The 24347-nt window shown below is 66.2% G+C and carries 23 protein-coding genes; 7 read left to right on the top strand and 16 right to left on the bottom strand.

Going from position 1 to position 24347, the window contains the following annotated elements:
- Positions 1-275: 275 nt before the first annotated feature.
- The 7 genes from ACJ7C5_RS06340 to ACJ7C5_RS06310 all read right to left on the bottom strand — a co-directional run bounded on the left by ACJ7C5_RS06340 (position 276) and on the right by ACJ7C5_RS06310 (position 7349).
- Positions 276-1034 (bottom strand): hypothetical protein, encoded by a 759-nt coding sequence (locus tag ACJ7C5_RS06340; protein WP_412703353.1) that lies wholly within the window; start codon positions 1032-1034, stop codon positions 276-278.
- Positions 1035-1137: 103 nt separating this feature from the next.
- Positions 1138-1761, bottom strand: a complete 624-nt coding sequence (locus ACJ7C5_RS06335) for a hypothetical protein (protein ID WP_094001400.1) — start codon at positions 1759-1761, stop codon at positions 1138-1140.
- 224 nt (positions 1762-1985) lie between these two features.
- The gene (locus ACJ7C5_RS06330; protein WP_412703352.1) at positions 1986-2747 is read right to left on the bottom strand and encodes a heme ABC transporter ATP-binding protein; all 762 of its coding nucleotides are present in this window, start codon (positions 2745-2747) and stop codon (positions 1986-1988) included.
- Positions 2744-3787 carry a FecCD family ABC transporter permease gene (locus ACJ7C5_RS06325; protein WP_412703351.1) on the bottom strand — a complete coding sequence of 348 codons (1044 nt, stop codon included), beginning with the start codon at positions 3785-3787 and terminating at the stop codon, positions 2744-2746. Before ACJ7C5_RS06325 ends, ACJ7C5_RS06330 begins: the two co-directional genes overlap by 4 nt.
- Positions 3784-4830, bottom strand: coding sequence for a heme/hemin ABC transporter substrate-binding protein (locus ACJ7C5_RS06320; RefSeq protein WP_412703350.1), 1047 nt, complete (start codon positions 4828-4830; stop codon positions 3784-3786). The genes ACJ7C5_RS06325 and ACJ7C5_RS06320 overlap by 4 nt, the downstream gene beginning before the upstream one ends.
- A 51-nt stretch (positions 4831-4881) precedes the next feature.
- Positions 4882-6258 carry a YncE family protein gene (locus tag ACJ7C5_RS06315; RefSeq protein ID WP_412703349.1) on the bottom strand — a complete coding sequence of 459 codons (1377 nt, stop codon included), beginning with the start codon at positions 6256-6258 and terminating at the stop codon, positions 4882-4884.
- Positions 6259-6380: 122 nt separating this feature from the next.
- A complete protein-coding gene (locus ACJ7C5_RS06310) occupies positions 6381-7349 on the bottom strand; it encodes an alpha/beta hydrolase (protein WP_412703348.1) in 969 nt (322 codons plus the stop codon).
- Positions 7350-7689: 340 nt separating this feature from the next.
- Between ACJ7C5_RS06310 and ACJ7C5_RS06305 the strand changes: the two genes are divergently transcribed.
- Entirely contained in the window at positions 7690-8064 is a 375-nt protein-coding gene (locus ACJ7C5_RS06305; protein ID WP_412703347.1) for a hypothetical protein, read from the top strand.
- Between the two features lie 73 nt (positions 8065-8137).
- On the opposite strand, the gene ACJ7C5_RS06300 is transcribed toward ACJ7C5_RS06305, so the two are convergent.
- The 5 genes from ACJ7C5_RS06300 to ACJ7C5_RS06280 form a co-directional block, all read right to left on the bottom strand.
- Positions 8138-8518 carry a DUF805 domain-containing protein gene (locus ACJ7C5_RS06300; RefSeq protein WP_412703535.1) on the bottom strand — a complete coding sequence of 127 codons (381 nt, stop codon included), beginning with the start codon at positions 8516-8518 and terminating at the stop codon, positions 8138-8140.
- A gap of 172 nt (positions 8519-8690) precedes the next feature.
- On the bottom strand, positions 8691-9968 hold the full coding sequence (locus ACJ7C5_RS06295; protein ID WP_412703346.1) for a replication-associated recombination protein A: 1278 nt from the start codon (positions 9966-9968) through the stop codon (positions 8691-8693).
- A gap of 272 nt (positions 9969-10240) precedes the next feature.
- A complete protein-coding gene (lolA, locus tag ACJ7C5_RS06290; protein ID WP_412703345.1) occupies positions 10241-10879 on the bottom strand; it encodes an outer membrane lipoprotein periplasmic chaperone LolA in 639 nt (212 codons plus the stop codon).
- Between the two features lie 111 nt (positions 10880-10990).
- Positions 10991-12934: a DUF3857 domain-containing protein gene (locus ACJ7C5_RS06285; RefSeq protein WP_412703344.1), complete on the bottom strand. Its 1944-nt coding sequence runs from the start codon at positions 12932-12934 to the stop codon at positions 10991-10993.
- 39 nt (positions 12935-12973) lie between these two features.
- Positions 12974-15334 carry a DNA translocase FtsK gene (locus ACJ7C5_RS06280; RefSeq protein ID WP_049445356.1) on the bottom strand — a complete coding sequence of 787 codons (2361 nt, stop codon included), beginning with the start codon at positions 15332-15334 and terminating at the stop codon, positions 12974-12976.
- A gap of 233 nt (positions 15335-15567) precedes the next feature.
- Between ACJ7C5_RS06280 and trxB the strand changes: the two genes are divergently transcribed.
- Together trxB and ACJ7C5_RS06270 are read left to right on the top strand one after the other, a co-directional pair.
- Positions 15568-16539 (top strand): thioredoxin-disulfide reductase, encoded by a 972-nt coding sequence (trxB, locus tag ACJ7C5_RS06275; RefSeq protein ID WP_197581033.1) that lies wholly within the window; start codon positions 15568-15570, stop codon positions 16537-16539.
- A gap of 102 nt (positions 16540-16641) precedes the next feature.
- Positions 16642-17766, top strand: coding sequence for a GNAT family N-acetyltransferase (locus ACJ7C5_RS06270; RefSeq protein ID WP_412703343.1), 1125 nt, complete (start codon positions 16642-16644; stop codon positions 17764-17766).
- Between the two features lie 123 nt (positions 17767-17889).
- On the opposite strand, the gene ACJ7C5_RS06265 is transcribed toward ACJ7C5_RS06270, so the two are convergent.
- Complete coding sequence (locus ACJ7C5_RS06265; RefSeq protein WP_412703342.1) at positions 17890-19158, bottom strand: alginate O-acetyltransferase AlgX-related protein; 1269 nt, start codon at positions 19156-19158, stop codon at positions 17890-17892.
- A 72-nt stretch (positions 19159-19230) separates the two neighbouring features.
- Here ACJ7C5_RS06265 and aat point away from each other — a divergent pair, with 72 nt between their 5' ends.
- From aat to ACJ7C5_RS06245, 4 genes are all read left to right on the top strand, one after another.
- Positions 19231-19971 carry a leucyl/phenylalanyl-tRNA--protein transferase gene (gene aat / locus ACJ7C5_RS06260; protein ID WP_412703341.1) on the top strand — a complete coding sequence of 247 codons (741 nt, stop codon included), beginning with the start codon at positions 19231-19233 and terminating at the stop codon, positions 19969-19971.
- 86 nt (positions 19972-20057) lie between these two features.
- Complete coding sequence (gene infA, locus ACJ7C5_RS06255; protein WP_005409596.1) at positions 20058-20276, top strand: translation initiation factor IF-1; 219 nt, start codon at positions 20058-20060, stop codon at positions 20274-20276.
- Positions 20277-20447: 171 nt separating this feature from the next.
- Positions 20448-20720 (top strand): hypothetical protein, encoded by a 273-nt coding sequence (locus tag ACJ7C5_RS06250; RefSeq protein WP_412703340.1) that lies wholly within the window; start codon positions 20448-20450, stop codon positions 20718-20720.
- Between the two features lie 128 nt (positions 20721-20848).
- The gene (locus tag ACJ7C5_RS06245; RefSeq protein ID WP_094001387.1) at positions 20849-21232 is read left to right on the top strand and encodes a hypothetical protein; all 384 of its coding nucleotides are present in this window, start codon (positions 20849-20851) and stop codon (positions 21230-21232) included.
- A gap of 57 nt (positions 21233-21289) precedes the next feature.
- Here ACJ7C5_RS06245 and ACJ7C5_RS06240 read toward each other — a convergent pair whose 3' ends face one another.
- The 3 genes from ACJ7C5_RS06240 to clpA all read right to left on the bottom strand — a co-directional run bounded on the left by ACJ7C5_RS06240 (position 21290) and on the right by clpA (position 24327).
- The gene (locus ACJ7C5_RS06240) at positions 21290-21577 is read right to left on the bottom strand and encodes a HigA family addiction module antitoxin (RefSeq protein ID WP_088025918.1); all 288 of its coding nucleotides are present in this window, start codon (positions 21575-21577) and stop codon (positions 21290-21292) included.
- An 8-nt stretch (positions 21578-21585) separates the two neighbouring features.
- Complete coding sequence (locus ACJ7C5_RS06235; RefSeq protein ID WP_094001386.1) at positions 21586-21864, bottom strand: type II toxin-antitoxin system RelE/ParE family toxin; 279 nt, start codon at positions 21862-21864, stop codon at positions 21586-21588.
- Positions 21865-22041: 177 nt separating this feature from the next.
- Complete coding sequence (gene clpA / locus ACJ7C5_RS06230) at positions 22042-24327, bottom strand: ATP-dependent Clp protease ATP-binding subunit ClpA (RefSeq protein WP_010485852.1); 2286 nt, start codon at positions 24325-24327, stop codon at positions 22042-22044.
- Positions 24328-24347: the final 20 nt, after the last annotated feature.

Below are 24347 nucleotides of genomic sequence, written 5' to 3'. Positions count from 1 at the left end.
GAAAACGAAAAGAGCGCCCCGGAGGGCGCTCTGTCGAAGGTCCAGCGATGGCCGCTTCAACGGCCTCGTGGGGCTCCAGGCAGACACGCCCGTTCCGCGCTTGCGCGGGTCAGGGTGAAAAACTTCAGGAGCGGCATCCGGTTCATGGGGCGCATTCTAGACCTGCCAATCTGGCGCGCAAGTGAATATTCCGCACATAAATGGAACGATGAGGTCGATGGGCATCGGGGTCAGAGCCCTTTGCCACGGGCAAAGAGCTCTGACCCCAGCTCAGCTCACTTGCACTCGTGCAGCTTGCGCGCCTCGGCCACCGTCGCAGCCTGGTCATCGCCCATCGAGATCCAGCCCTTCAACGACATCGCCGGATCCACCTGCGCTTGGCGCGGGCCGCCATGGATCACCACCTCGATCCAGCTGCCGACCGGCGCCAACTCCGACAGGCGTGCCGCCTGGTCGTCTTCGGTGCTGAACATGTCGTCCGGACCGGCCGGCGGTGTGGTGTTCACGGTTTCCGTCTTGCGGGTTCGTACCCGAAGCGCACCGTCCGGGAGCCGCTGGGTGATGACGTCGTAGCGCTCGACGCCATACGCCCACCTGTTTTCGCCAACGCTGCGGGTCTCGCTACCGTCATCAGCCACGGCCACCACCTCGCCTGCCGGCCCGACGACGCCCGCGACAGCCCCAAGGCCTGACATCAGTGCCTGATAGACGATCATCTGCCGCTGCTCGGAGGTCAACGCTCCGGCCTTGAGCTTGGCGGCAGGAATCTGCAGGTACGCCGCTTCACTGCACAGCACCAGCACCTGCTGGTCGTCCCAGCTCACCGACATTTCCTCGTTGGCGAAGTACTGCGTCTTCATCGACGTCACAGCGGCACCGTCGCTACTGGAATGCCGGGTCTCGATCAGCGAGGCGCTCTCGGCCGCGTTGGTCAGCGAAACTGGAGATGTCGACGCCGCATTGGCGGCAAATGCAGAGAAAAAGGCCGATGCGAACAGCAACGTCCGCGAAACACCTGAAGCGGAGGGCAACATTGAATCAGTCCATTGAATGTAACTGGCGCCGAATGATACAGCGTCCGGATGGCGCGACCCATCAGTCAGCGCATGCAGATCCACTTCATTGGAAACCTCCGGCTCAGCGGATGAACAGCGGCAGGGCCAGGATGCTGTCGCACGCCGGCGTGCAGCTGCGGAACTGCTCGGCGAGCACTTCGGCGCTCGGCGCGCCCGGCGCTGGTGTCGCCAGCCGGGTGTGGAAGGGATGGCGTTCCAGCAGCCAGGGCTGCGTCTGCTGCAACAGCCGTAACGACTCTGCTTCGCGATCGCGTACCGAGATCCAGGTCGGCCTTGAGTGCAGGCGGTCGAACAGTCCAGACACCACAACTTCACCGATGTAGGTCGTTTCGCCTGCGCGCACGTCGAAAGTCAGCGCTTCGTCTTCGGGCACCGCCCCGACGTATCCGTAACCGTGTTCGGTCAGGTAGCCGACATAATGGCGCCCGGCCTTGGCGCGGACGGCGGCCAGACCGGCCCTGCAGCCGAACTCGAATTCGCCGCGCAGGTCAGCCAACGGCGACGTCGACCGCGTGCCGCTGGCAAAGATCGTGATCAGCCTGATGTTGCTGGTGGCGCAGTTCACCGACATCACCACGTAGCCCTCATCCGCGGACAGTGGAACATCCGGTCGTGCCTTCAGCGTCGCGCACCCACCCAGCACCGTCGCGAGCGCTGCCGCGACCACCCACGAAATCCCTTTCATCGTGCTTGCCCCCTGGTTCCGGCGGAGCATACGGGATCCGCTGCCGCCGCGCCATTGAGGGGCCGGATGCCGCGGCAAGAAGCGCCTTGTCCGGAGTTCCGAGTAGAAACGCCAATGCCAATGCGCTTGACCCCGCCACGCCGGGCTTCGCGGTCTTCCAGGCTCACCTGCAGGGTCACGTACATCGCGCTCATGGTCTGATCCAGCGCGACGCCCTCACACGGTCACGTGACCACCACCAGCGGCACCCCACGCCGCGGATGCTCCAGCACCACCACATCCTGCTGGTAGACCCGCTGCAGGTTGCCTTCGGTCAGTACCTGCAACGGCGTACCGTCTGCCGCCACCCTGCCCTGCTCCAGCAGCACGATGCGGTCGGCATAACCGGCGGCCAGATTCAAGTCGTGCAGCACCACGATCACGCACGCACCGGCTTCGGCACAGGCGCGCACAGTGCGCAGCGTGCGTTCCTGGTGGCGCAGATCCAGCGCTGCAGTCGGCTCATCCAGCAGCAGCAGCGGCGTGTCCTGCGCCAGCACGCGCGCGAACGTGGTCCGGGCGGACTCGCCACCGGACAGCTGCTGCACCTCGCGCAGGCGCAGTGCCTGCAGTTCGGCGGCATCAATGGCGGCTTCCACCTTGGCGTCATCCACCACAGGGTCGGGCGGATGTGGCAGCCGCCCCATTGCCACAACTTCTTCCACGCTGAAGGCGAAACGCACGCCATGCTCCTGCGGCATCACCGCACGCTCGCGCGCCAGCGGCCCGGCTTTGTAGCCGGCCAACGGCTTGCCGAGCAGACTTACCTCGCCTGCGTCGGCACGCAGGTCACCAGCGGCAACAGCCAGCAACGTGGACTTGCCCGCGCCATTCGGGCCCACCAGCGCGGTGACCGTACCCGGTTCGAACGCCAGCGAGATGCCATGCAGGATCTCGCGCTGCTGGCGACGCACCACCACCTCGTGCAGTTTCAACAGCACGCTCATGCCGCGGCCTTGCGGCGCTGCTGCAGCACCAGCCACAGGAAGAACGGCGCGCCCAGCGCGGCCGAGAACAGGCCCAGCGGAATCTCCGCCGGCGGATCGAGCGTGCGAGCCGCGGTATCGGCCACCACGATCAGCAGCGCACCGAGCAGACCGGACAACGGCAGCAACCAGCGATGACCAGGGCCAACCAGCAGACGTGCCACGTGCGGCACCACCAGGCCAACGAAACTGATCGAACCCGCAAACGCCACCGCGGCACCCACCAGCAGCGCACTGAACGCCACCAGGCGACGACGCGTGCGGGTGACATCCAGCCCCAGATGCTGCGCCTGGCGTTCGCCCAGCGCCAGCATGTCCAGCGGCGTAGCCAGCCGCTGCAACGCGAATACGCCAATCGCAAACAACGGCACCACGGCCGCCACGTCGGCCCAGTTGGCGCGCGCCAGCGAGCCCATCTGCCAGAACACCAGCGACTGCAGCTCGCTTTCGCTGGCGATGTACGTGAGGAAACCGATCAGCGCCGAGCAGAAGGCGGCCATCGCAATGCCGACCAACAGCAACGTGGCGTTGCCCGTACCCTTGCCGGGCCGGGCCAATGCGTAGGTCAGGCCGATCGCCAATGCACCACCAGCGAATGCAGCCACAGGCACCAGCCAGCCGGCTGCGCCCGCAGCGCCGAGAACAATGGCAGCGACTGCACCCAGCGCAGCACCCTGGCTGACACCAACGATGCCGGGGTCGGCCAGCGGGTTGCCGAACAGGCCCTGCAGGCTGGCACCGGCCATCGCCAACGACGCACCGACCATCGCGCCCAACAGGGCGCGCGGAATGCGCAGCTGCCACACCACCGCCAGATCGCGGCTGCTGACCGCCTGCGAGTCGAGCAGACCCAGCTTCACCGCCAACGCCTGCATTACCTCCATCGGCGGCAGCCGCAGCGGGCCCACGGCGAACGAGGCCAGCACTGCCCCCAGCAGTGCCAGCAACGCCACCAGCAACATCGTCCGCCCGCGACGGCGGCGCCGATCCGCCGGACTCATGCCTTCGGCAACGCCGCCAGGGCCTTGGCCAGCGCCAGCGCACCCGCACCGGATCCGACACTGGTGTACTTCAGCTGCACATCCGGCATCACCCAGACCCGGTTGGCCTGCCCGGCCGGGGTCTGCTTCAGCGTCGGGTACGCCTTCCACAGGCCCTCGGCACCACCGAACAGCTGCAGGTCATGCTCGGTCACCAGGATCACCTCCGGTGCCGACGCGACCACGCCTTCATTGCTCAGCTGCGAGTAGTTCTTCACTCCCGCTTCGGTACCGATGTTGATGCCGCCGGCCAGTGCGATCAGCTGCGCCGACGCACTGTCGGCACCGGCAACGGTCGGTGAGCCGCCGGCACCTGTTGCCGACACGTGGATCAGTCGTGGCGCATGGCCCAGACCCTTGCCAATCGCTGCAGCCTCGTCGAGCTGACGCTGCACCTGCGTGGCAAGTGCCTGCCCTGCCTCGGCCAGCCCTAGTGCCGCGGCGACCTTGCGCACCTTGTCCGGCGCCGGCTGCAGATCGTCGATGACCACCGCCGGCTCGCCCACTTCGCGCAGCTTCTTGGCCAGCTCGGTGTGGCGGCGCAGGCTGTTGCCGAGGAACAGCGAGCCCTGCAGGCTCAGCACGCCCTCTACGCCAGTGGTGCGGTTGAACAGGAACTGATGCGGGGCGGTCAGGCCAGCCTGGGTGGTGGTGTTGGTCGGCGCGGCAAATACCTGCTTGCCCAGACCCAGCGCCTCGATCACCGCGATCACGTCGTCACCACCGGCGATGATGCGACTGGTATCGGCCACCTCGACGTCGGCGCCGTCATCGGAATGCACCTTGGCCGGCAGCACGGCCTTCTGGTCGCGCACGACCGGCATATCGGTGCCAGCCACGCGCTGCCAGCCAGCCGGCAACGCAACTTCGCCAGGCGCGGTTGCGGCGGCGGGCTCAACCGACTTGCCGCTGTCCGAGGGCGTCGATGAACCGCCACAGGCAGACAGCGCCAGCGAAACAGCCAACGGAAGCGCACACAGGCGCAGACGGGACACGATGCTCATGAATGTTCTCCTTGCTGGCAGGGCGACGCGCACGCCGCCCCGCCGTGTGACTTACTGCTTCGGGGTGATGCGGGTGATGCGGTCACCCTTAGGGTCTTCGGCGCCACGCGACTTGTTCACCGCGAACACGTTGCCCTTGCCGTCGGCGCGGACATGGTTCGGCAGCGTGCCGCCGTCGAGGTTGGCGACCACCTTGCCGTCACCGTTCACCACGGTGACCGTGCCAGCGCCACGGTTGCTGACGTAGGCCAGGCCGGAAGCATCATCGAAGGCGACGTTCAGCGCGCCGGCGCCGACCGGCACATCGTGCAGCACCTTGCCGGCGGCCACATCGACGATCAGCAGGTTGTCGGTGCCCTGCGAGGCCACGTACAGGCGGTTGCTTGCCGCATCGAAGGCGACGCCGGAGGCACTGATCGAGTTGCCCAGGTCGATGACCTTCTCGACCTTGCCGCTGGCCACGTCGATCACTGCCGCTTCTGGGGTGCCGATGCTGACGGTGAACAGCTTGCCGCCCTTCTCGTCCAGCACCAGGCTCATCGGGGTGAACTTGCCGTCGTCCACGCCGGACTCCAGCGTCACTGCCGGCAGCTCCTTGAGGGTCTTGGCGTCGAACACCGACAGGTGGTCCTCACCCGTGGCCGAGGCAAACACCTTGCCGTGGGTGCCGTCGACCACCACGTCGCGTGCGTGCGGCACGGCATCGACCGGGAACTGGTGGACCAGCGACAGGTCCTTCTGGCGGTAGACCGCGATGGAGTTCTGGCGGGTGTTGGTGACCCAGACATTGCCGTTGGTGTCATCGACGCCGACGCCGTAAACCGCGTACACCGCACCATTGGTGCTGCCCGGCACCTGCGCCGGGGTGATCGCCTTGGTCACCTTCAGCGACTTCGGGTCCAGCTTCAGCAGCTGCGACTGGGTCACCGGCGGGCGGCCCACGGCCGAGGTCACGAACACCGCGTTGCTGGCGGCGCTGTAGGCGGACTGGTACAGGCCCGGCACCAGCTTGTTGGACTGGGTGGCGAACTGCGCCTGGCCGGACAGCGGCAGCTGCGGCGAGACGCGCAGCTTCAGCACGGTGGCTGCAGCCGGCTGGCTGGCGCGTACCACCACCGGGTGGGTACCCGGCACGGCGTCGGCCGGAATGCTCAGCTGGGTCTTGAAGTTGCCATCGGCATCGACCACCAGCGGCTGCGTGTTGAGCACGCTGTCGCCACGCAGCAGGCTGACCTTCTGGCCCGGTACGAAGCCACGGCCGATCACGTCGGCAGTGCTGCCGGGAACCACGTTCTCACCACGTGAGACGACCTCACCCTTGAAGGTGGCGTTGGCCGGCTGATCGAACACCGGCTGCGCGGTGGCGGTCACCGCCAGCAGCAAACCGGCGGCGAGAGAGGTAAGACGGAGAGACGGACGGAACAACATGGAAGGCTCCTTGCACACGTAGGCCGCGCCACGTGGCGCGGGATTCATCGGTTGCCTGGGCCGCTGCACGTCGGCAGCCTCGCCTGGGTAGTGGGGTCGCACGACATCGCGTGCGAAGGGATTCATTCGGCGCCGTTGTCACCACCGTTGGGCGCGCCATCGCCGGCGCTGCGGTCGGTCACGCCGTACAGTTCATGCAGCGCCGCGTGGAACGAGGCTGGCAGCATCGGGCCGTGGCCGAGGCCGTCGAACTCACGGTACTGCACGCGCATGCCCGGCACCTTGGCCAATCGTTCGGACAACTGCATCGCCGCATCCGGGGTGGCGCCACCGATGCGGCGCAGGTGCGCGACCACGCGCGGATTGGTCATGTCACGCTTGCCGCGATCGCCGACACGCTCGGCACCGCCCAACATCAGCCAGAGCTTTGCCGGCTGGCCATGCACGTTCTGCACGAACTGCTGTTCCGGATCACCCAGCGCCGCGCCCTGGCTCCACCACAGCGACGGACTGGCGGCCAGATAGGACTGGAAGGCGGCGGGACGCGTGTACAGCGCGTTGAGCACGAACAACCCGCCCAGCGAGTGACCCCACAGTGCTTGCTGCTGCGTATCGATGCGTGCGCGACGCTCGACTTCCGGCTTGATGCGGCGTTCGATCACGTCGAGGAAAGCGGCGGCACCACCGCCGACGGCCTGGGTTGTGCCGCTCTCGTCGTCGGCACGGTCGATCCACGCGGTGTAGTCGCGGGTGCGCGCCTTGGAATCGATGCGCAGGTCGTTGTCGTAGCCGATCAGCACCAGCACCGGTGGCGCCTTGCGTGCCGCCAGCTCAGCCAGAATCGGCTGGTCCAGCACCATCGCCACGGCATTGCCATCCAGCGCATACAGCACCGGCAGCGGCGCCTTGGCGGCCTTGGCGGGAATGGCCACATTCACCCGCCAGCGGCGTTGCTGGTCGGGGCTGTCCACCACGAAATGCTCAAAGCGATAGCTGGCCGCGGGCTCGTCGAGCACGGTGTGGCCGATCTTCTGCAGCGGATTGCGCTGCTGTGCATGGGCGTACGGGGTGGCCAGGAGCAGACCCATCATCAAGGCGGCCAAGCCGCGGGCCAGCGGACCACGGCGCGAAGGCGGGACGAAATGCTTCATCAGCGGCGGCAGAAGCGGCCCAGGGCCGCCGGTTCACAAGGGACCGCAGTCTACCTTAAACGCGAATGATTATCACATCGATCGAACGTCACGCTGTGTATCACGCGCGCGACGACCCGGTTGCGCCGGGCACGCCATTTCCCCTATTTTGCCGCCCACCGGGGCATTGGATCGCCCCGCTTACAGCGCGGCCATGGAGGGCGGGCAGTCTGCCGTCGGTCCGGCCGCGTTCATCTGCGCACAACCGCCATGGGATTGGATCCCATGATTGTGAGAACCCTTGAAGCACACCGCACTGATCGCCCTTACCCTCGGCCTGCTCGCACCGCTGGCCGCCCATGCTGCACAGGATCTGCCGACGCTCTACCAGGCCTATGAAGAAGCCGGCTATTCGACGTTGAGCATGGAAGAACTCAACCAGACGGTGACCTTCACCGCTGTGGCGCTGGGCGTTTCCGGCAACCTGCAGGGCGAGCCGCTGATCGAAGCCGGTGATGGCCAGGGCAATGTCCTGGCCCGGCTGACCACCGACGATGCGCAGCAGGCCGCCAAACTCGGCGCACTGGAAGAAGGCGCCGCCTTCACCGCCAGCTGCACGCTGCAGTTCAGCTCCGGCACGGACTACCTGTCCTTCGGCGATTGCGCCATCAAGTAAAGACGAAGCCGGCGAAACGCCGGCTTCTTTTCTTTGCCTCTGTAGCGTCGAGCCATGCTCGACTCATGCAAGATCACGGGCCCGAAGGCACCGGACCATAAACGTTCTCCTGCGGCGTGCCCGGCAGCAGCGAGAAGATCATGATCACGATCCCGCCGCCCGGCACCAGCGCCAGCAGGAACAGCCAGCCCGATTGGTTGCAGTCATGCAGGCGGCGTACGGTCACCGCAATCAGCGGCACGATCGTGGCCAGCCACATCACACACAACAGCACCACCATGCCGATCAGGATGCCGGCCAGTGCATCGGGACTGTTGCGCAGGAGGATCGCCAGCACACCGGCCAGCAGCATCACCGCGGTTGCGACCAGGAACAGGAACAGCTGGTACATCCAATACTCGCGGCGGTTGGCGCGGCCCTCGAACTGGGCATAGCGCTTCAACGGCAGAATCATTTCCTGCACGGCATCAATCCTTGAAAAAGTAGCCGCGCAGTGTGCCAAATGCAGGCGCGGGGAACAATATTGCCCCTGTAGAGTCGAGCCATGCTCGACTGCTGCTCCAGAAGGCACCTGTAAGCCCGTGCAAGAGCGGAGTCGAGCATGGCTCGACTCTACAAGAGCTGGCTCAGCGGCCCTTAGCGGCCCGCGCAGCCTCACGCTCGGCACGCAGCCGATCCAGCTTTTCTTTCAGCTTGATTTCCAGCCCGCGCGGCACCGGGTTGTAGTACACCCGTTCGCCCATCGCATCCGGGAAACCGGTCTGATCCAGTGCGATGCCGCCTTCGGCGTCGTGGTCATACTGGTACTCGGCGCCGTAGCCCAGCTCCTTCATCAGCTTGGTCGGCGCATTGCGCAGGTGCAGCGGTACTTCTTCGGTACCACTCTCGCGCACATCGGCCTTGGCCTGGTTGAACGCGGCATAGCCAGCATTCGACTTGGCCGTGCTGGCCAGATAGAGCACCAGCTGGGCGAACGCGAGTTCGCCTTCCGGACTGCCCAGCCGCTCGTAGATGTCCCAGGCTTCCAGCGCCATGCTCTGCGCGCGCGGATCGGCCAGGCCGATGTCCTCGATGGCCATGCGGGTCAGCCGGCGGGCCAGGTAGGACGGATCACAGCCGCCATCGAGCATGCGGGTCAGCCAGTACAGCGCGGCATCGGGATTGGAACTGCGTACCGACTTGTGCAGCGCCGATATCTGGTCGTAGAACTGCTCGCCGCCCTTGTCGAAGCGACGTGTGCGGTCGGCCAGCACCTGGGTCAGGGTCTGCGGCGTGATACGCCCCCCCTCCCCGCCCGCCAGCTCGGCGGCGATCTCCAACAGGGTCAGCGCACGGCGCACGTCGCCGTCGGCGGCGGTAGCGATTTCCAGCAGCAGCTCGGGGGCGACCTCGATGCCATCCTCGCCCAGGCCGCGCTCGCGGTCGCCCAGTGCGCGCTCCAGCGCCTCGACGATGTCGGTCGGCGAAACGCCTTCGAGCACGTGCACGCGGCAACGCGACAGCAGCGCCGAGTTCAGCTCGAACGACGGATTCTCGGTGGTGGCACCGACGAACAGAATGGTGCCGCGCTCGATGTGCGGCAGGAACGCATCCTGCTGCGCCTTGTTGAAGCGATGCACTTCGTCCACGAACAGCACGGTGCGGCGACCTTCGGCGAACCGCTGCGCGGCCTCGGCCAGCACCTGGCGCACCTCCGGCAGGCCGGACAGCACGGCGGAGATGGCGCGGAATTCTGCGTCGGAATATTCGGCCAGCAACAGCGCCAGCGTGGTCTTGCCGCAGCCCGGCGGCCCCCACAGGATCATCGAATGCACGCGACCGGATTCGACTGCGCGACGCAGCGCGCTGTCCGGCGCCAGCAGGCGCTTCTGCCCGACCATTTCGTCGAGGGTGCGCGGGCGCATGCGCTCGGCCAGCGGGCGCAGATGTTCCCGATCAACGCTCAGCAGATCGGGGCCGGGGAAGGAAGTTGAACGATGTCTTGCCACCCGCTCATTGTACCGCGAGAGCGTGCCAACCAAGGTTGGCACCCACCAGCGCCAGGCCACAGGAATCGGTAGTGCCGGCCGCTGGCCGGCAGATCAAAAGCGTGTCAACCAAGGTTGACACCCACCAAGGCGGTGCCGGTTGACACCCACCAAAGCAGGTTGCGCCGGGCCCTGCCCGGCGTCCCCGATCAATTACCGATGACGTCGGTGCCCTTCGGCGGGGTGAAGCTGAAAGTGCCGGCAGCGAAGCCCGGGTTGCGCTTCCAGCCACTGAAGGTAATCACGGTGCGCTGGCCGACGGCGTCGGTGATCTCCATCTTGGCCAGGCCCTGGCCATTGAAGCCCAGCGCGGCGTACTGGAAGCTGGCCTCGGTATCGCGCTTCGGCGACAGCGACAACCACTGCAGGCCGTCGCGCTGCGCGGCCTCTTCACTGACGTCGTACTGCTGCTCCAGCAGCGCCGGGTTGATCAGCGCGGTCAGCGGGCTGTTCTGCTCTTCCTTGCCCTGCTCGCGCACGGTGGCCTGCTCCAGGTCCGGCTCGTACATCCAGACCTTCTTGCCGTCGGCCACGATCAGCTGATCGTGCGGACGCACGTATTCCCAGCGGAACAGGCGCGGCGCCGACAGGGCCACGCGGCCGCTGGTCGATTCCTTCACCTTGCCGCGGCTGTCGAACACCTGCTGGCTGAACTGGCCATCCAGGCCCTTCAGGCCACTGGTGAAGGTCTTCAGGTCATCGCGGGCGCCAGCCCAGGCGCTGCCGGCGGCGGCGCAGGCCACGGCCAGGGTGGTGGTGGCAAGGAAACGGCGGAAGCGGAAGTTCATGCGGGAATCCTGTGGGCGCGGGCGCCAGGAAAGGTGGTTGCCAGTGTGCCCAAATAAAGATGAATGGGCGATCAGGGCGACATTATGCCGCCCCGAACGTCCATCGGCGATTCAGCCGCCGGAGCCGGGCAGCTTGCCGTACAGCACCTGGCCACGGAAGCCACGACGCACTTCGCGGTACAGCGCGCGGAACGCCGGATAGTCCTGCGGCTGGCACAACGCCTCCGGGCCGCGCACCGCGTTCTGCTGCAGGCGATGATGCACGATCACGTCCTGGCCCTCGCGGCTCCAGTCCACCCGGTACTCGCCGGCGGCGTTGGTGAAACGCTGGCTGGCCGGGATGGCGATGATCGGTGCATTGGCCGGGAACTGCAGGCGATAGGTTTCCTCGCGCAGGCTGGCATTGCAGTAGAACGGCGTCTCGTTGGCCGGCGCCGACGCGGTGGCGTACAACCCGCGCACCGACTCGCCACCCGGCGGATCGGGTACGGCCATGCCACCGGCCACGCTGAAGTCGGCGTAGTCCTCGGCCTGGAACGCCATGCGATAGCCGAACGGCCGGGTCAGGTCGACCGGCACGCCCTGGATCTGCAGCTGCCCTCGCCCGTCGAAACCGGACGCGGCCATGATCTGCTCTTCAGCGCGCGCACGGTTCTGCGCGTTGAGCTGGGAGAACTGCGCACGCATGCCGATCTCGGCGTTCTCGCCCAGCTTCGGGATCGTCTCGCCACGCAGGTTGCCGTTGGCGTCGAAGGTGAAACGCACTTCCATCGAGGTGGCATTGCGCTGCGGCGTGTTGGCCGGGGTGCGCGCCAGCGTGGCGTCGCGGGTACGCATCACCGGCGCACCCAGATCACCTTCCGGCAGCTGCCCGAAGCGCGCCCACGCGGTGGTCGAATCCAGGTACAGATCGAATTCGGGGATGTAGGTGATGGCGTGGTTGAAGCGGCCGAGCACCGGGATCTTCGGCAGCGTCGGGCCACCGCCGGCGCCGATCAGGACCGGCGAGCTGGCGATACCCTTGGCCGCCAGCAGCGCCTCCAGGATCGTCACATGGTCCTTGCAGTCACCGTAGTGGTTGTCGAGGATGCTCTGCGCACTGTTCGGCTCCAGGCCGCCGTTGCCCAGGTACACCGCCACATAGCGGATGTTCTGCGCCACCCAGCGGTACAGCGCGTCAGCCTGCTCGCGGCGGTCGCTGATGCCGGTGGTGATCTGGTCGGCCAGCGCCTGCAGTTCCGGGGTGACCTGTGCCGCCGGCCCCGCCTTGAGCTGGTAGGCGCGACCCATCTGCGACCAGTCACGATAGGTGCTGGCCATGATGTTCGGGCCGAACTCCCAGCCCGCCGCCGACCAGTTCTGTGCCGGCATGGCTTCGCGCCGCTGGTAGCGCCAGCGCCACTGTGCCTGGCCGTTCTTCACCGTCGGGCGATCGCTGCCCTGCACGCCGCGGCTGTCGACGAACATCGGCAGGTTGGCTGGCGCACTCAGGGTGACCTCGGCATCCTCGTACTCGGTGAACACATTGAAGGTCTCCCACAGGCCGAAGTAGCCCGGGAAGTACGGCGTGGCCTGGGTGCGGCGTACCTGGTAGAACAGGCGCGTGCCCGGCGCCAGGTTCGGGAACACGATCACCCGCACCTTGCGGTCGGCATACATCGCCGCCGAGGCGCTGGAGTAGCTTTCCTGGGTATAGATGCGGTCGGCCGGCACGTCGCGGCGCTGGCCGTCGGCGGTGATGGTGTAGGCGCCCAGCACTTCCAGCGTCTCCATCTTCTCGCTGTAGCTCAGCCGCACCTGGCTGAACTGCTCGACGGAGGCCTTGGTCTTGAGCAGGACTTCGTAGGTTTCGGTCTGCACATTGCCCGCATCCGGCCGCACCTGGTAGTCGGCGCGGTAACGGACAATGCTGAAATTATTGCTGGCTTCGGTATCGCCGCTGGTGGAAGGCGGCGCCGTGGCGGGCGCGGAGGTGGCGGTTTCTGCCAGTGCCGGGCCGGCAGCCAGGAAGGCTGCCAGCGCCAGTGCCAGCGCGCTTGGTACGGGGTGAAGCATGCGTCGGTTCCTTGGACGTCGTGGGGGATACGTCGGGCCTTACTTCGGCGGCGGCGGTGCCAGCACCGTGCGGTCACCGTTGTGCTCGGGCGAACTGACCACGCCGGCCGCTTCCATGGCCTCGATCAGTCGCGCTGCACGGTTGTAGCCGATCTTCAGCCGGCGCTGCACGCCGGAAATCGAGGCACGGCGGGTCTCGGTGACCACCCGCAGCGCTTCGTCATACAACGGGTCGGACTCATCGCCGGCAGAGCTGTTCTCGGGCAGGCCGGTGGCACCGACGACCACGCCGTCGCCCATCGTCTGCACTTCGTCCAGCACGCCGTCGACATAGTCGGCCGGGCCCATCGCCTTGAGGTGTTCGACCACGCGGTGCACTTCCTCGTCGGAGACGAAGGCGCCGTGCACACGCTCGGGCATGGCGGTACCCGGCGGCAGGTACAGCATGTCGCCGTGGCCCAGCAGGGTTTCCGCGCCGGACTGGTCGAGGATGGTGCGCGAGTCGATCTTGGAACTGACCTGGAAGGCGATGCGGGTCGGGATGTTGGCCTTGATCAGGCCGGTGATCACGTCCACCGACGGGCGCTGCGTGGCCAGGATCAGGTGGATGCCGGCCGCACGTGCCTTCTGTGCCAGGCGCGCGATCAGCTCTTCCACCTTCTTGCCGACGATCATCATCATGTCGGCGAATTCGTCGATGAAGATGACGATGAACGGCAGCGTCTCCAGCGGACGCGGCGCCTCGCCCAGTTCCGGGTTCGGCTTGAACAGCGGGTCCATCAGCGGCTGGCCGGCGTCCTGCGCTTCCTTCACCTTTTTGTTGAAGCCCGCCAGGTTGCGCACGCCCACCGCGCTCATCAGCTTGTAGCGGCGCTCCATCTCGGCCACGCACCAGCGCAGGCCGTTGGCGGCCTCCTTCATGTCGGTCACCACCGGCGCCAGCAGGTGCGGGATGCCCTGGTAGACGCTCAGTTCGAGCATCTTCGGGTCGATCATCAGCATCCGCAGGTCTTTCGGCGAGGCCTTGAAAAGCAGGCTCAGCACCATCGCATTGACCGCCACCGACTTGCCCGAACCGGTGGTGCCGGCCACCAGCAGGTGCGGCATGCGCGCCAGGTCGGCCACGGTGGAGCGGCCGGCGATGTCCTTGCCCAGCGCCAGGGTCAGCACGCTGGCCGACTTGTCGTATTCCTTCGAGCGCAGCAGCTCGGACAGGTAGATCATCTCGCGGGTGACGTTGGGAATTTCCAGGCCGATCACCGACTTGCCCGGAATCACATCGACCACGCGCACCGACTTCACCGACAGGCCGCGCGCGATGTCCTTGTCCAACGAACTGATCTGGCTGACCTTGATGCCCGGCGCGGGCTCGATCTCGAAGCGGGTGATGACCGGGCCCGGGTTGGCGCCGACCACCTGGGCGTCGATGCGGAAGTCCTTCAGCTTGAACTCGATCTGCCGCGACAGTGCGTCCAGGGTTTCCTTGTCGTAGCCCACCGGCTGCGGCTTGGGGTCGTCCAGCAGGGCCAGCGGCGGCAGGTCCGAGCCGTCGCCGTTGACGCCACGGAACATCGGGATCTGCGTGTCGCGCTTGGCCCGGTCACTCTTCTCGATCACCGGTTCCGGGCGCGGCTCGATCTTCACCGGCTCGCGCTTGGCGCGCACCTCGGCATCGGCCTTGCGCACTTCCTGGCGCTCCTCGCGCATCACCCGGGTCTGCTGCCACTCGGTGACCTCTTCCTTCTTGCGCGCCAGCAACGGCGCCAGCGACATCACGCCGCGGCCGATCTTCTCCATCACCGTGAACCAGGACAGCCCGGTGGCCAGGGTGATCGAGGCCAGCAGCAGCACCAGCACGAACAGGTTCGCGCCCAGCGCGCCGAAGCCCACCGTGAGCGAGTTGCCGACCAGCTTGCCGAGGATGCCGCCGGCACTGGAGACGTCGCCACTGAACAGGCGGACATGCAGGAAGCCGGTGCCGGCGATCAGGAAACCGACCAGGCCGACCAGGCGCAGCGCCGGGTCCAGGTCGTTCTCGCCCTTGCTCTCGCGCTTGAGGCCGAACATGGCGATCCACGCCAGCGCGCCCAGCACCACCGGCAGCAGGAACGCGATGTAGCCGAACAGCTGCAGCAGCACGTCGGCGATCCAAGCGCCGGCGCGGCCACCGAGGTTGTGCACCGGAGCGACCACGCTGCCGGTATGCGACCAGCCCGGATCAGTGGCTGAATACGTGAAAAGACTGGCCGCCAAGTACAGCAGGGCCGGCGCAATGGCGATCAGGCCAAGATCGCGCCAGAGGCGCTGGCGGCGTGGATTGTCGGTCGTCGCCGCCGCGGCCGTGCGACGTGACGCCTTGCTGTCGTCGGACTTGGAGCGTTCGGGGACCTGCTTCGCCACCTTAGACCATACCTTTGGAATGCGCTGTTAGTGATTGATAATAAATGAGACGGCGTCAGTTTTCAGTTATGCGACATCTGACAGGGCAATCAGAGGGCCGGAACCACCGCTGGATGACGGCGTTCTGTTCATCGGCTTGAATCGCCCTGCCCCAGCCGCCACTCTATGACCAGCCACGGATGCTGCGCAAATATCGCCAGCGCCTTGTCCCATCTACCTTTTCGCGAGTCTACATGAGCACCAGCCTGCCCTCCCGCCACCAGCGCCTCGTCATCCTCGGTTCCGGCCCGGCCGGTTGGACCGCCGCCGTCTACGCCGCCCGCGCCAACCTGAAGCCGGTCGTCATCACCGGCCTGCAGCAGGGTGGCCAGCTGATGACCACCACCGAGGTGGACAACTGGCCGGGCGACGCCCACGGCCTGATGGGCCCGGACCTGATGGCGCGCATGCAGGCCCACGCCGAGCGCTTCGAGACCGAGGTCATCTTCGACCACATCCACACCGCCGATGTGTCGCAGCGCCCGTTCAAGCTGATCGGCGACAGCCACGAGTACACCTGCGATGCGCTGATCATCGCCACCGGCGCCACCGCCAAGTACCTGGGCATCCCGACCGAGGACGAGTTCAAGGGCCGCGGCGTGTCCGCCTGTGCCACCTGTGACGGCTTCTTCTACCGCGACCAGGACGTGGTCGTGGTCGGCGGCGGCAATACCGCCGTGGAAGAGGCCCTGTACCTGTCCAACATCGCCCGCAAGGTCTACCTGGTCCACCGCCGCGACACCCTGAAGGCGGAAAAGATCATGCAGGACAAGCTGTTCAAGAAGGTGGCCGAAGGCAAGATCGAGACCGTCTGGCACCACCAGGTGGAGGAAGTGCTGGGCAACGACGCCGGCGTGACCGGCGTGCGCGTGAAGTCCACGCTGGACGGCAGCACCCGCGACATCGACGCCCACGGCTTCTTCGTGGCCATCGGCCACCACCCGAACACCACCCTGTTCGACGGCCAGCTGGCGATGAACAACGGCTATCTGGAAATCCGTTCGGGCCTGGGCGGCAATGCCACCCAGACCTCGGTGGAAGGCGTGTTCGCCGCCGGCGACGTGGCCGACCAGCACTACCGCCAGGCGATCACCTCGGCTGGCTTCGGCTGCATGGCCGCACTGGACGCCGAGCGCTACCTGGACGCACAGGGCAAGGCCGGCTGAGAGGCTGACCCGCTCCTGTAGGGTCGAGCCATGCTCGACTCCGGATAAAAGGCCGACGCCAGTGCGTCGGCCTTTCTGTTTCATCTGCCCTATCCTTCCCTCATGCCTTACCCCCGCTTCCTCGACTCCCTGCAGTCCATTCCCGCCACCGACTGGGATGCCCTGCACGACGGCCGCAACCCTTTCGTCAGTCATGCCTTCCTTTACGGGCTTGAACAGCACGGCTGCCTGCGCGAGGACTGGGGCTGGCAGCCCCGGCACTTCACACTGTGGGAGGGCAACACGCTGGTCGGCGCCATTCCGGGCTACCTGAAGACCAACTCGCACGGCGAGTTCGTGTTCGACCATGCTTGGGCCAACGCCTATGCCCGTCATGGCCGCGACTACTATCCGAAGTGGCTCGGCGCGGTGCCGTACTCGCCGGTCACCGGCCCGCGGCTGCTGGCCCGTCACGATTCAGGGCGCGCCACCTTGCTGTCGGCATTGCGCGAGGCACTGCCAACGCTGGGCGTGTCCTCGGCCCATATCAACTTCCACACCGCAGTGGACGAGGCCCTGTTCGGCGATGACTGGCTGCTGCGCGAAGATGTGCAGTTCCAGTGGCAGAACCCGGGTGACTGGGCCACGTTCGAGCAGTTCCTCGGTGCGATGAACCACAAGCATCGCAAGAACATCCGCCAGGAACGGGCCAAGGTCACCCGCCAGGGCATCACCTTCCGCATGGTGCACGGCGATGAAGCCAGCCGCGCCGACCTGCAGGCGATGTATCGCTTCTATCTGCAGACGTTCCTCGAGTACGGCAACGCCCCGGCGCTGACCGAGGCCTTCCTGCGCCATCTGGCCATTTCATTGGGTCGCCGGCTGGTGCTCTTCCTGGCCGAACAGGACGGCGAGCCGATTGCCGGTGCGCTGTGCCTGCGCGGTGGCGACACGCTGTACGGCCGCTACTGGGGCGGCGCCACCCTGCCCGGCCTGCACTTCGAGGCCTGCTATTACCAGGGCATCGAATACTGCCTGCGCGAAGGGTTGACCCGCTTCGAACCCGGCGCACAGGGCGAGCACAAGCTGGCGCGGGGCTTCCTGCCGACGCTGGTGCGCAGCCGGCACTGGGTGGCCGATGCGGATTTCGCAGAAGCATTGCAGGACTGGTGCAGGCAGGAGCGACAGGGTGTGCGGCGGTACCAGCAGGAGCTGCGGGGGCATGGGCCGTTCCGCGTAGAGCTGTAGAGTCGAGCTTGTTCGACTGGCGCGGTACCGAGAAGCGTGCCAACCGAGGTTGGCACCTACCAGAGCGATGAGGCCTGCCAACCAAGGTTGGCACCTACCAGGGCGATGTCGAGAGTGCTGCGCTCAGGTGCACTGCCAGAAATGCCCACTCACCCGGCACTTCGCGCACCAGAACGTGTAGAGCATACCGCCGCTGCCCCACAGCAGCGTGCCTCCACCGGTGGTCGGCAGCGTCGAATCCAGCTGCATCACGAAGGGCATCTCCGCACCGCAATCGATGCACGTCGGGTACCAGGCACTCTGCACCCAGCTTGGTCCGCCGCCCACGCGCGACAGGTTCTGCCGGTGATTGGACTGGCCCCAGTCCTGTTGTTGCCAGCGCGCACTGTCCATGGCGGCCAGGCCGACCTCGGCCTGCATCAGGTCACCGCTGTCGGTAGGCGTATTCGGCACCTCGCGATACTGGCCGGGGTGGCAGCTGGGCAGGCCAGCGCTATCGTGGCGATAGAAACGCACGGGCGGATCTTCCCAGCCGCAGCAGTCCAGGCACAGACCAAGCGTGATCTCACCCGCCGCGCCCGGCTGCAGCGCGGCAGCGTCGGTTCGCAGCAGGCGCTGCAGCGGTGCATGGCAGCTGCCACACAACGCTTCCAGCGGCCCTCCCATCTGCCCAGCGTGATGCACCTGTCCGCCATTCCAGGTCGGATGCAGGCGCCAGATGCGCTTGCGCCAGCTTGGCTCGTCGGCCAACTGCGCGCGGTGCTGTTCGCGGCCGAAGCGGATGTGCAACGGCCTCTCGCCGTGCAGGCGACGCGGCTGCGGACCTTCGGCGACGCCGGCCCAGTGCGCCCAGACCTCGGCATCCAACCGCCCCCAGTCGACCAGGTAGCCGCGAGCAATGGCGTAGGTCTCGGGCTGGGCGGAGAGCAGCAGCGCCCTGGCCCGCGCCATTTCGCGATCATCATCGGCTTCGGCCAGGATCTGCGCCCAATGCGCGGCCGTCGCGCTGGGCAGGCCCTGCCAGACCTGCGCGGCCAACTGCACCTCATCCTCACCGGCGACCGCCAGCAATGCCTCCCAATCGTCCTGCAGCACCTGCGGCGCCTGATAGCTGGCGAACTCCATCACGCTCGTCAACACGTCACCGCGCTCGCCCGCGCGATAGCGGCGCCACGCGTCGGCCGCGACCGCGGGCACCACGCCATCCGGCAGCAGGTCCAGTGCCATGTCGAGGAAGGCCGAGCTCGGCGAAGGCCGCGCCAGCGCCTGCAGCATCAACTCTCCCAGCCGACGCGGCTGTTCAGTGGCCAGCGACAGCAGCATGCCTTGGCTGTCGTTGCGCGTGCGCGGGGCGTCATGCAGGTCGAGAATGGCGCTGATCGAGTCACTCATTCGGAGGCTCCTTGCCGGTGAACAGTGATGGTGCCAGACATCACGAATCACCACGACGAATACAATGGCCCCATGACCCGCCAGCTGCCCTGGCGCCTGGCGGATGCGCCGGACGCGCCCTTCCCTCCGGCCGAGACCGCACTGCGCCAGCCCGACGGCCTGCTGGCGGTGGGCGGCGACCTGCACCCGGTGCGTCTGCTCAATGCCTACGCCGGCGGTATCTTCCCGTGGTTCAGCGAGGGCGAACCGATCCTGTGGTGGTCGCCGGACCCGCGCATGGTGTTCCGCACCGAGGGCGTGCATCTGTCCAGCCGCTTCCGCCGCCAGTTGCGCAGCAGCACGTGGGAGATCACCGCCGACACTGCCTTCAGTCGTGTGATGCGCGCCTGCGCCGCGGCGCCACGGCCCGGCCAGGACGGTACGTGGATCAGCCCGGCGATGGTCGAGGCCTACAGCCAACTGCACGACCTTGGCTTCGCCCATTCCTTCGAAGTCTGGGATCGGCAGACGCTGGTCGGCGGCATCTATGGCGTCGCGATCGGCGCCATGTTCTTCGGCGAGAGCATGTTCAGTGGCGCCAGCGGCGGCTCCAAGATCGCCCTGGCCGCACTTGCATCCACCCTGCATGGCTGGGGCTGGGAACTGATCGATGCCCAGGTGGAGAATCCGCACCTGCTGCGAATGGGCGCCGAGCACCTGCCGCGCGCGGACTTTCTGAAGCACGTCCGCCTGGCCGTACACCGTGACGGCCGTGAAGGTCCCTGGACCCAGGCGGTAGGACGCTTGCCAGCACGGCGTTTGGCCGGGGGTTAACACAAACTTTGCAAGCCGAGCCCATCACGCGTAAAATACCGCGCCTTAGGCCCAGCGTGGCCGTTTTCTGAACCGCACAGGACTACATGTCGAAAGACGATTCCATCGAGTTCGAGGGCACCGTCAGCGAGACGCTGCCGAACACCACTTTCCGCGTTCGTCTGGAAAATGGGCACGAAATCATCGCCCACATCTCCGGCCGCATGCGCAAGAACTACATCCGCATCCTCACCGGTGACCGGGTCAAGGTTGAAATGACCCCGTACGACCTGACCAAGGGTCGTATCACCTACCGCATGAAGTAAGCGGTCGGCGCACTGCGCCACTCCGACAGGGCCGGCCTCGCTGCTGGCCCTTTGTCGTGCGCGGAAGAAAGTGCCCGGAACCGAGATCATTCGATTTTCGTCCCTGTCCGAAATCCAGCATCGCGCCGCGACTCTAGACTCAACGCGTTCTTCACAGAGGGCGTTGCGCGCATGACCTACCTGATCGTCCTGGACCCCCAGTCCGTCACCAGCCGCTGCTACGCCAGCAAGGGCCCGGACGGCACCTGGTTCGGCCAGCCCTGCCTGGTGTGTACCAGCATGGACGCCTCGCACCCGCTGTACCTGGCGGTGCAGCGCGAGATCCCACACATGGGCAGCACGCTCAAGCAGCGACTGCACATTCCGCACGAGGCGGTCGCATTCGTCATCGAAGATGGCGGCGACCAGGGGCGCCAGCAGGGCTTCCGTTCAATCTCGGCCTGATGCGCCAAAGGTCATCGTGACCGATCTCACCGTGGCGTCGGTCAGCCCTGCTTGCGGCAGATTCGCATTTGCAGCGGCGGCGGCATCGTGGGATCCGATCCAGTCCGGATCGCCGCCCCCTGCCGATCATGAACGCCCTGCTCCCGCACGTCCTGCTGCCGGCAGTTCTGCTGGTCAGCCTCCCCCTGTCGGCGCCCGCCGCCGAACCCGCCAAACCCTCCACCCCGGCCGAGTGCATCGCCCTCGGCACCAGCCGCGACATCCGCCCCTCCAATACGGAACGCGAAGTGCTGCTGCGCGACGGCAACAACCACTATCGGATCCACCTGCAGAAGCGCTGCCTCGGCGCCGCCGCATCGGCCAGTTACGTCTTCTTCACACCCAACACGCCCGAGCAGATCTGTGGCGATGCTCGCAGCACGCTGCAGACCGACAGCAACCACTGCACCGTGACCCGGATCGAGCCGGTCGATGCGGCAACCTTCAAGCGCCTGGCCCAGCAGGGACGTTGAAAGGCGGATACGCAACAAGGGCGGCCGAAGCCGCCCTTGTCGCAAGACACTGCAGATTCAGCCGGCAGGTTTGATCAGTGGCACCACCCTGGGTTGCTCACGTTGGCGAGCCACCCACAGGTCGTAGTTGGACTGAAGCCCCATCCAGAACACAGCAGTACTGACCCCAGCCATCTCCAAGCGGATTGCGAGGTCGGGACTGATTCCCGCTTTGCCATTCAATACTCGCGAGAGCGCAACACGCGACATTGCCAAGCGCTCTGCTGCGTCGGTTACAGAAAGCTCCATCGGATCGAACACCATCGCCTTGATGGTCAGGCCCGGGTGCGGATGGTGATGAATCATTCGCGGCCTCAGTGATAGTCCAGATAGTTGAGCAGTTCCACATGACTACCGACAAAGCGGAAAGTAATGCGCCAGTTTCCATTGACCCAGACGGACCAGTATCCCTTCAGTGTTCCACGCAGCGGGTGCAGTCGCAGCCCTGGCATGGCCAGATCTGCAGGACTTGCCGCAGCATCCAGAATCGACAGGATCATCAGGATCCGGCTTGCGTGGCTTTGCCGGATACCGCTGCTGCTTCCAGTGCGATAAAGGCGTTCGAGTCCCTTATGGCGAAAACTGATTATCATCAATGTATCCCGTATCGATACGCGATACAAGACCGGGCGTTCACCGTATCGCGGCGTCGGTACAGCATTGGCAGCTTGTGGCCGCATCGCAAGGCCGTGAGCGACACCCAGACGCAACAAGGGCGGCCGAAGCCGCCCTTGTTTTCCATCCACACCCGGAATCGATCCGGCGCCGCCTTACTCCACCGTCACCGGCAGCAGCCGCTCCGGCTCGGCCTGGGTCTCGACCACCAGCTCGTCGTCGCGGACGTCGATGCTGACCTTGCCACCGTTGACCAGCTTGCCGAACAGCAGCTCGTCGGCCAGCGGACGCTTGATCTTATCCTGGATCACGCGGGCCATCGGGCGGGCACCCATCAGCGGGTCGAAGCCGTGGTGGGCCAGCCAGTCGCGCGCGGTCGGCGTGGCCGACAGACTGACGTGCTTGTCCTGCAACAGCATCTCCAGCTCGATCAGGAACTTGTCGACCACCCTCAGGATGTGCTCGAAGCCCAGCGCCTGGAACTGCACTACCGCATCGAGGCGGTTGCGGAATTCCGGGGTGAAGCTGCGGCGGATGGTCTCCATCGCGTCGGTGGCATGGTCCTGCTTGGTGAAGCCGATCGAGCGTCGCGAAGCCTGCGCCGCGCCGGCATTGGTAGTCATCACCAGCACCACGTTCTTGAAGTTGGCTTCACGACCGTTGGTATCGGTCAGCACGCCGCGGTCCATCACCTGCAACAGGATGTTGAAGATGTCCGGGTGCGCCTTCTCGATCTCGTCCAGCAGCAGCACGCAGTGCGGCGTCTTGACGATCTTCTCGGTCAGCAGGCCGCCCTGGTCGAAGCCGACGTAGCCCGGAGGCGCGCCGATCAGGCGGCTGATCGAATGCGGCTCCATGTACTCGGACATGTCGAAGCGGACCAGCTCGATGCCCAGCTGCAGCGCCAGCTGCTTGGTCACCTCGGTCTTGCCGACACCGGTCGGGCCGGCGAACAGGAAGTTGCCGATCGGCTTTTCCGGATTGCCCAGGCCCGAACGGGCCAGCTTGATCGCCGAGGACAGCGTCTCGATGGCCGGGTCCTGGCCGAAGATCACCATCTTCAGGTTGCGCTCCAGATGCTGCAGCACATCCTTGTCGGTGGCGCTGACCTGCTTGGTCGGGATGCGCGCCATCTTGGCGACGATCGCCTCCACTTCCTCGACGTCGATCAGCTCCTTGCGCTGGCCTTCCGGCAGCAGGCGCTGGCGGGCACCGGCCTCGTCGATCACGTCGATGGCCTTGTCCGGCAGCAGGCGGTCGCCGATGTGCTTCACCGACAGGTCCACCGCAGCCTGCAGTGCCTCGTCGGAATAGGTCACGCCGTGGTGCAGCTCGTACTTGGACTTCAGCCCCTGCAGGATCTCATAGGTCTCGCCCACAGTCGGCTCGACGATGTCGATCTTCTGGAAGCGGCGGGCCAGCGCCCGGTCCTTCTCGAAGATGCCACGGTATTCCTGGAAGGTGGTCGAGCCGATGCAGCGCAGCTCCCCGGACGCCAGGGCCGGCTTGATCAGGTTGGACGCATCCATCGTGCCGCCCGACGCCGACCCGGCACCGATGATGGTGTGGATCTCGTCGATGAACAGCACCGCGTTGGGCACCTTCTTCAGCGCGGTCAGCACGCTCTTCAGGCGCTTTTCGAAGTCACCGCGGTACTTGGTGCCGGCCACCAGCGCGCCCAGGTCGAGCGAATAGATCACCGCGTCGGCCAGCACCTCAGGCACAGAGCCCTCGACGATGCGGCGGGCCAGGCCCTCGGCGATGGCGGTCTTGCCCACACCGGCCTCGCCCACGTACAGCGGGTTGTTCTTGCGGCGGCGGCACAGGACCTGGATGGTGCGCTCGATCTCGTCGGCACGACCGACCAGCGGGTCGATGCGACCGGCCCGGGCCTGCTCGTTGAGGTTGCTGGCGAACTCGGTCAGGGCATCACCCTTCGGCTCGCCCTCCCCGCCCTCGATGCGGCCTTCGCCCTCGGAGGAGGAGGACGGCTGCTCGCCTTCCTCGCCCAGCTTGGCGATGCCATGGGACAGGTAATTGACCACATCCAGCCGGGTGACATCCTGCTGGTTGAGGTAATAGACGGCGTGTGAGTCCTTTTCGCCGAAGATGGCGACCAGCACGTTGGCGCCGGTGACCTCCTTCTTGCCCGAGGACTGCACGTGATACACGGCCCGCTGCAGTACGCGCTGGAAGCCCAGGGTCGGCTGGGTATCGCGGCCGTCATCTTCGGCCAGGCGGGACACGGAGGCCTCGATGGCCTGCTCCAGCTCCTGGCGCAGGCGTTCGGCGTCGGCGCCACAGGCCTTCAGTACGGCCTGGGCGGACGGGTTGTCGAGCAGTGCCAACAGCAGGTGTTCGACCGTCATGAACTCATGCCGGGCCTCACGGGCGCGCTTGTAGCACTGGCCGATGGTGTGTTCGAGGTCTTTGCTGAACATGGATTACTCCGGCGGCAGAT

It is taken from the genome of Nocardiopsis yanglingensis (genome assembly GCF_045809185.1).
Lineage (GTDB): Bacteria > Pseudomonadota > Gammaproteobacteria > Xanthomonadales > Xanthomonadaceae > Stenotrophomonas > Stenotrophomonas yanglingensis.
Note: the sequence above shows the minus strand (reverse complement) of the source record. Positions and strands in the feature narration are given on the sequence as shown.

Bases quoted from the DNA above. Each gene is read 5' to 3' on its own strand.
- ACJ7C5_RS06295 (WP_412703346.1), bottom strand. From the start codon at position 9,968: ATGCGCCCGCGCACCCTCGACGAAATGGTCGGGCAGAAGCGCCTGCTG.
- ACJ7C5_RS06240 (WP_088025918.1), bottom strand. From the start codon at position 21,577: ATGATTCATCACCATCCGCACCCGGGCCTGACCATCAAGGCGATGGTG.
- ACJ7C5_RS06330 (WP_412703352.1), bottom strand. From the start codon at position 2,747: ATGAGCGTGCTGTTGAAACTGCACGAGGTGGTGGTGCGTCGCCAGCAG.
- aat (WP_412703341.1), top strand. From the start codon at position 19,231: ATGACCCGCCAGCTGCCCTGGCGCCTGGCGGATGCGCCGGACGCGCCC.
- ACJ7C5_RS06265 (WP_412703342.1), bottom strand. From the start codon at position 19,158: ATGAGTGACTCGATCAGCGCCATTCTCGACCTGCATGACGCCCCGCGC.
- ACJ7C5_RS06325 (WP_412703351.1), bottom strand. From the start codon at position 3,787: ATGAGTCCGGCGGATCGGCGCCGCCGTCGCGGGCGGACGATGTTGCTG.
- ACJ7C5_RS06245 (WP_094001387.1), top strand. From the start codon at position 20,849: ATGAACGCCCTGCTCCCGCACGTCCTGCTGCCGGCAGTTCTGCTGGTC.
- infA (WP_005409596.1), top strand. From the start codon at position 20,058: ATGTCGAAAGACGATTCCATCGAGTTCGAGGGCACCGTCAGCGAGACG.
- ACJ7C5_RS06320 (WP_412703350.1), bottom strand. From the start codon at position 4,830: ATGAGCATCGTGTCCCGTCTGCGCCTGTGTGCGCTTCCGTTGGCTGTT.
- ACJ7C5_RS06300 (WP_412703535.1), bottom strand. From the start codon at position 8,518: ATGATTCTGCCGTTGAAGCGCTATGCCCAGTTCGAGGGCCGCGCCAAC.
- ACJ7C5_RS06250 (WP_412703340.1), top strand. From the start codon at position 20,448: ATGACCTACCTGATCGTCCTGGACCCCCAGTCCGTCACCAGCCGCTGC.
- ACJ7C5_RS06340 (WP_412703353.1), bottom strand. From the start codon at position 1,034: ATGTTGCCCTCCGCTTCAGGTGTTTCGCGGACGTTGCTGTTCGCATCG.
- ACJ7C5_RS06310 (WP_412703348.1), bottom strand. From the start codon at position 7,349: ATGATGGGTCTGCTCCTGGCCACCCCGTACGCCCATGCACAGCAGCGC.
- ACJ7C5_RS06285 (WP_412703344.1), bottom strand. From the start codon at position 12,934: ATGCTTCACCCCGTACCAAGCGCGCTGGCACTGGCGCTGGCAGCCTTC.
- lolA (WP_412703345.1), bottom strand. From the start codon at position 10,879: ATGAACTTCCGCTTCCGCCGTTTCCTTGCCACCACCACCCTGGCCGTG.
- ACJ7C5_RS06270 (WP_412703343.1), top strand. From the start codon at position 16,642: ATGCCTTACCCCCGCTTCCTCGACTCCCTGCAGTCCATTCCCGCCACC.
- ACJ7C5_RS06235 (WP_094001386.1), bottom strand. From the start codon at position 21,864: ATGATAATCAGTTTTCGCCATAAGGGACTCGAACGCCTTTATCGCACT.
- ACJ7C5_RS06315 (WP_412703349.1), bottom strand. From the start codon at position 6,258: ATGTTGTTCCGTCCGTCTCTCCGTCTTACCTCTCTCGCCGCCGGTTTG.
- trxB (WP_197581033.1), top strand. From the start codon at position 15,568: ATGAGCACCAGCCTGCCCTCCCGCCACCAGCGCCTCGTCATCCTCGGT.
- clpA (WP_010485852.1), bottom strand. From the start codon at position 24,327: ATGTTCAGCAAAGACCTCGAACACACCATCGGCCAGTGCTACAAGCGC.
- ACJ7C5_RS06335 (WP_094001400.1), bottom strand. From the start codon at position 1,761: ATGAAAGGGATTTCGTGGGTGGTCGCGGCAGCGCTCGCGACGGTGCTG.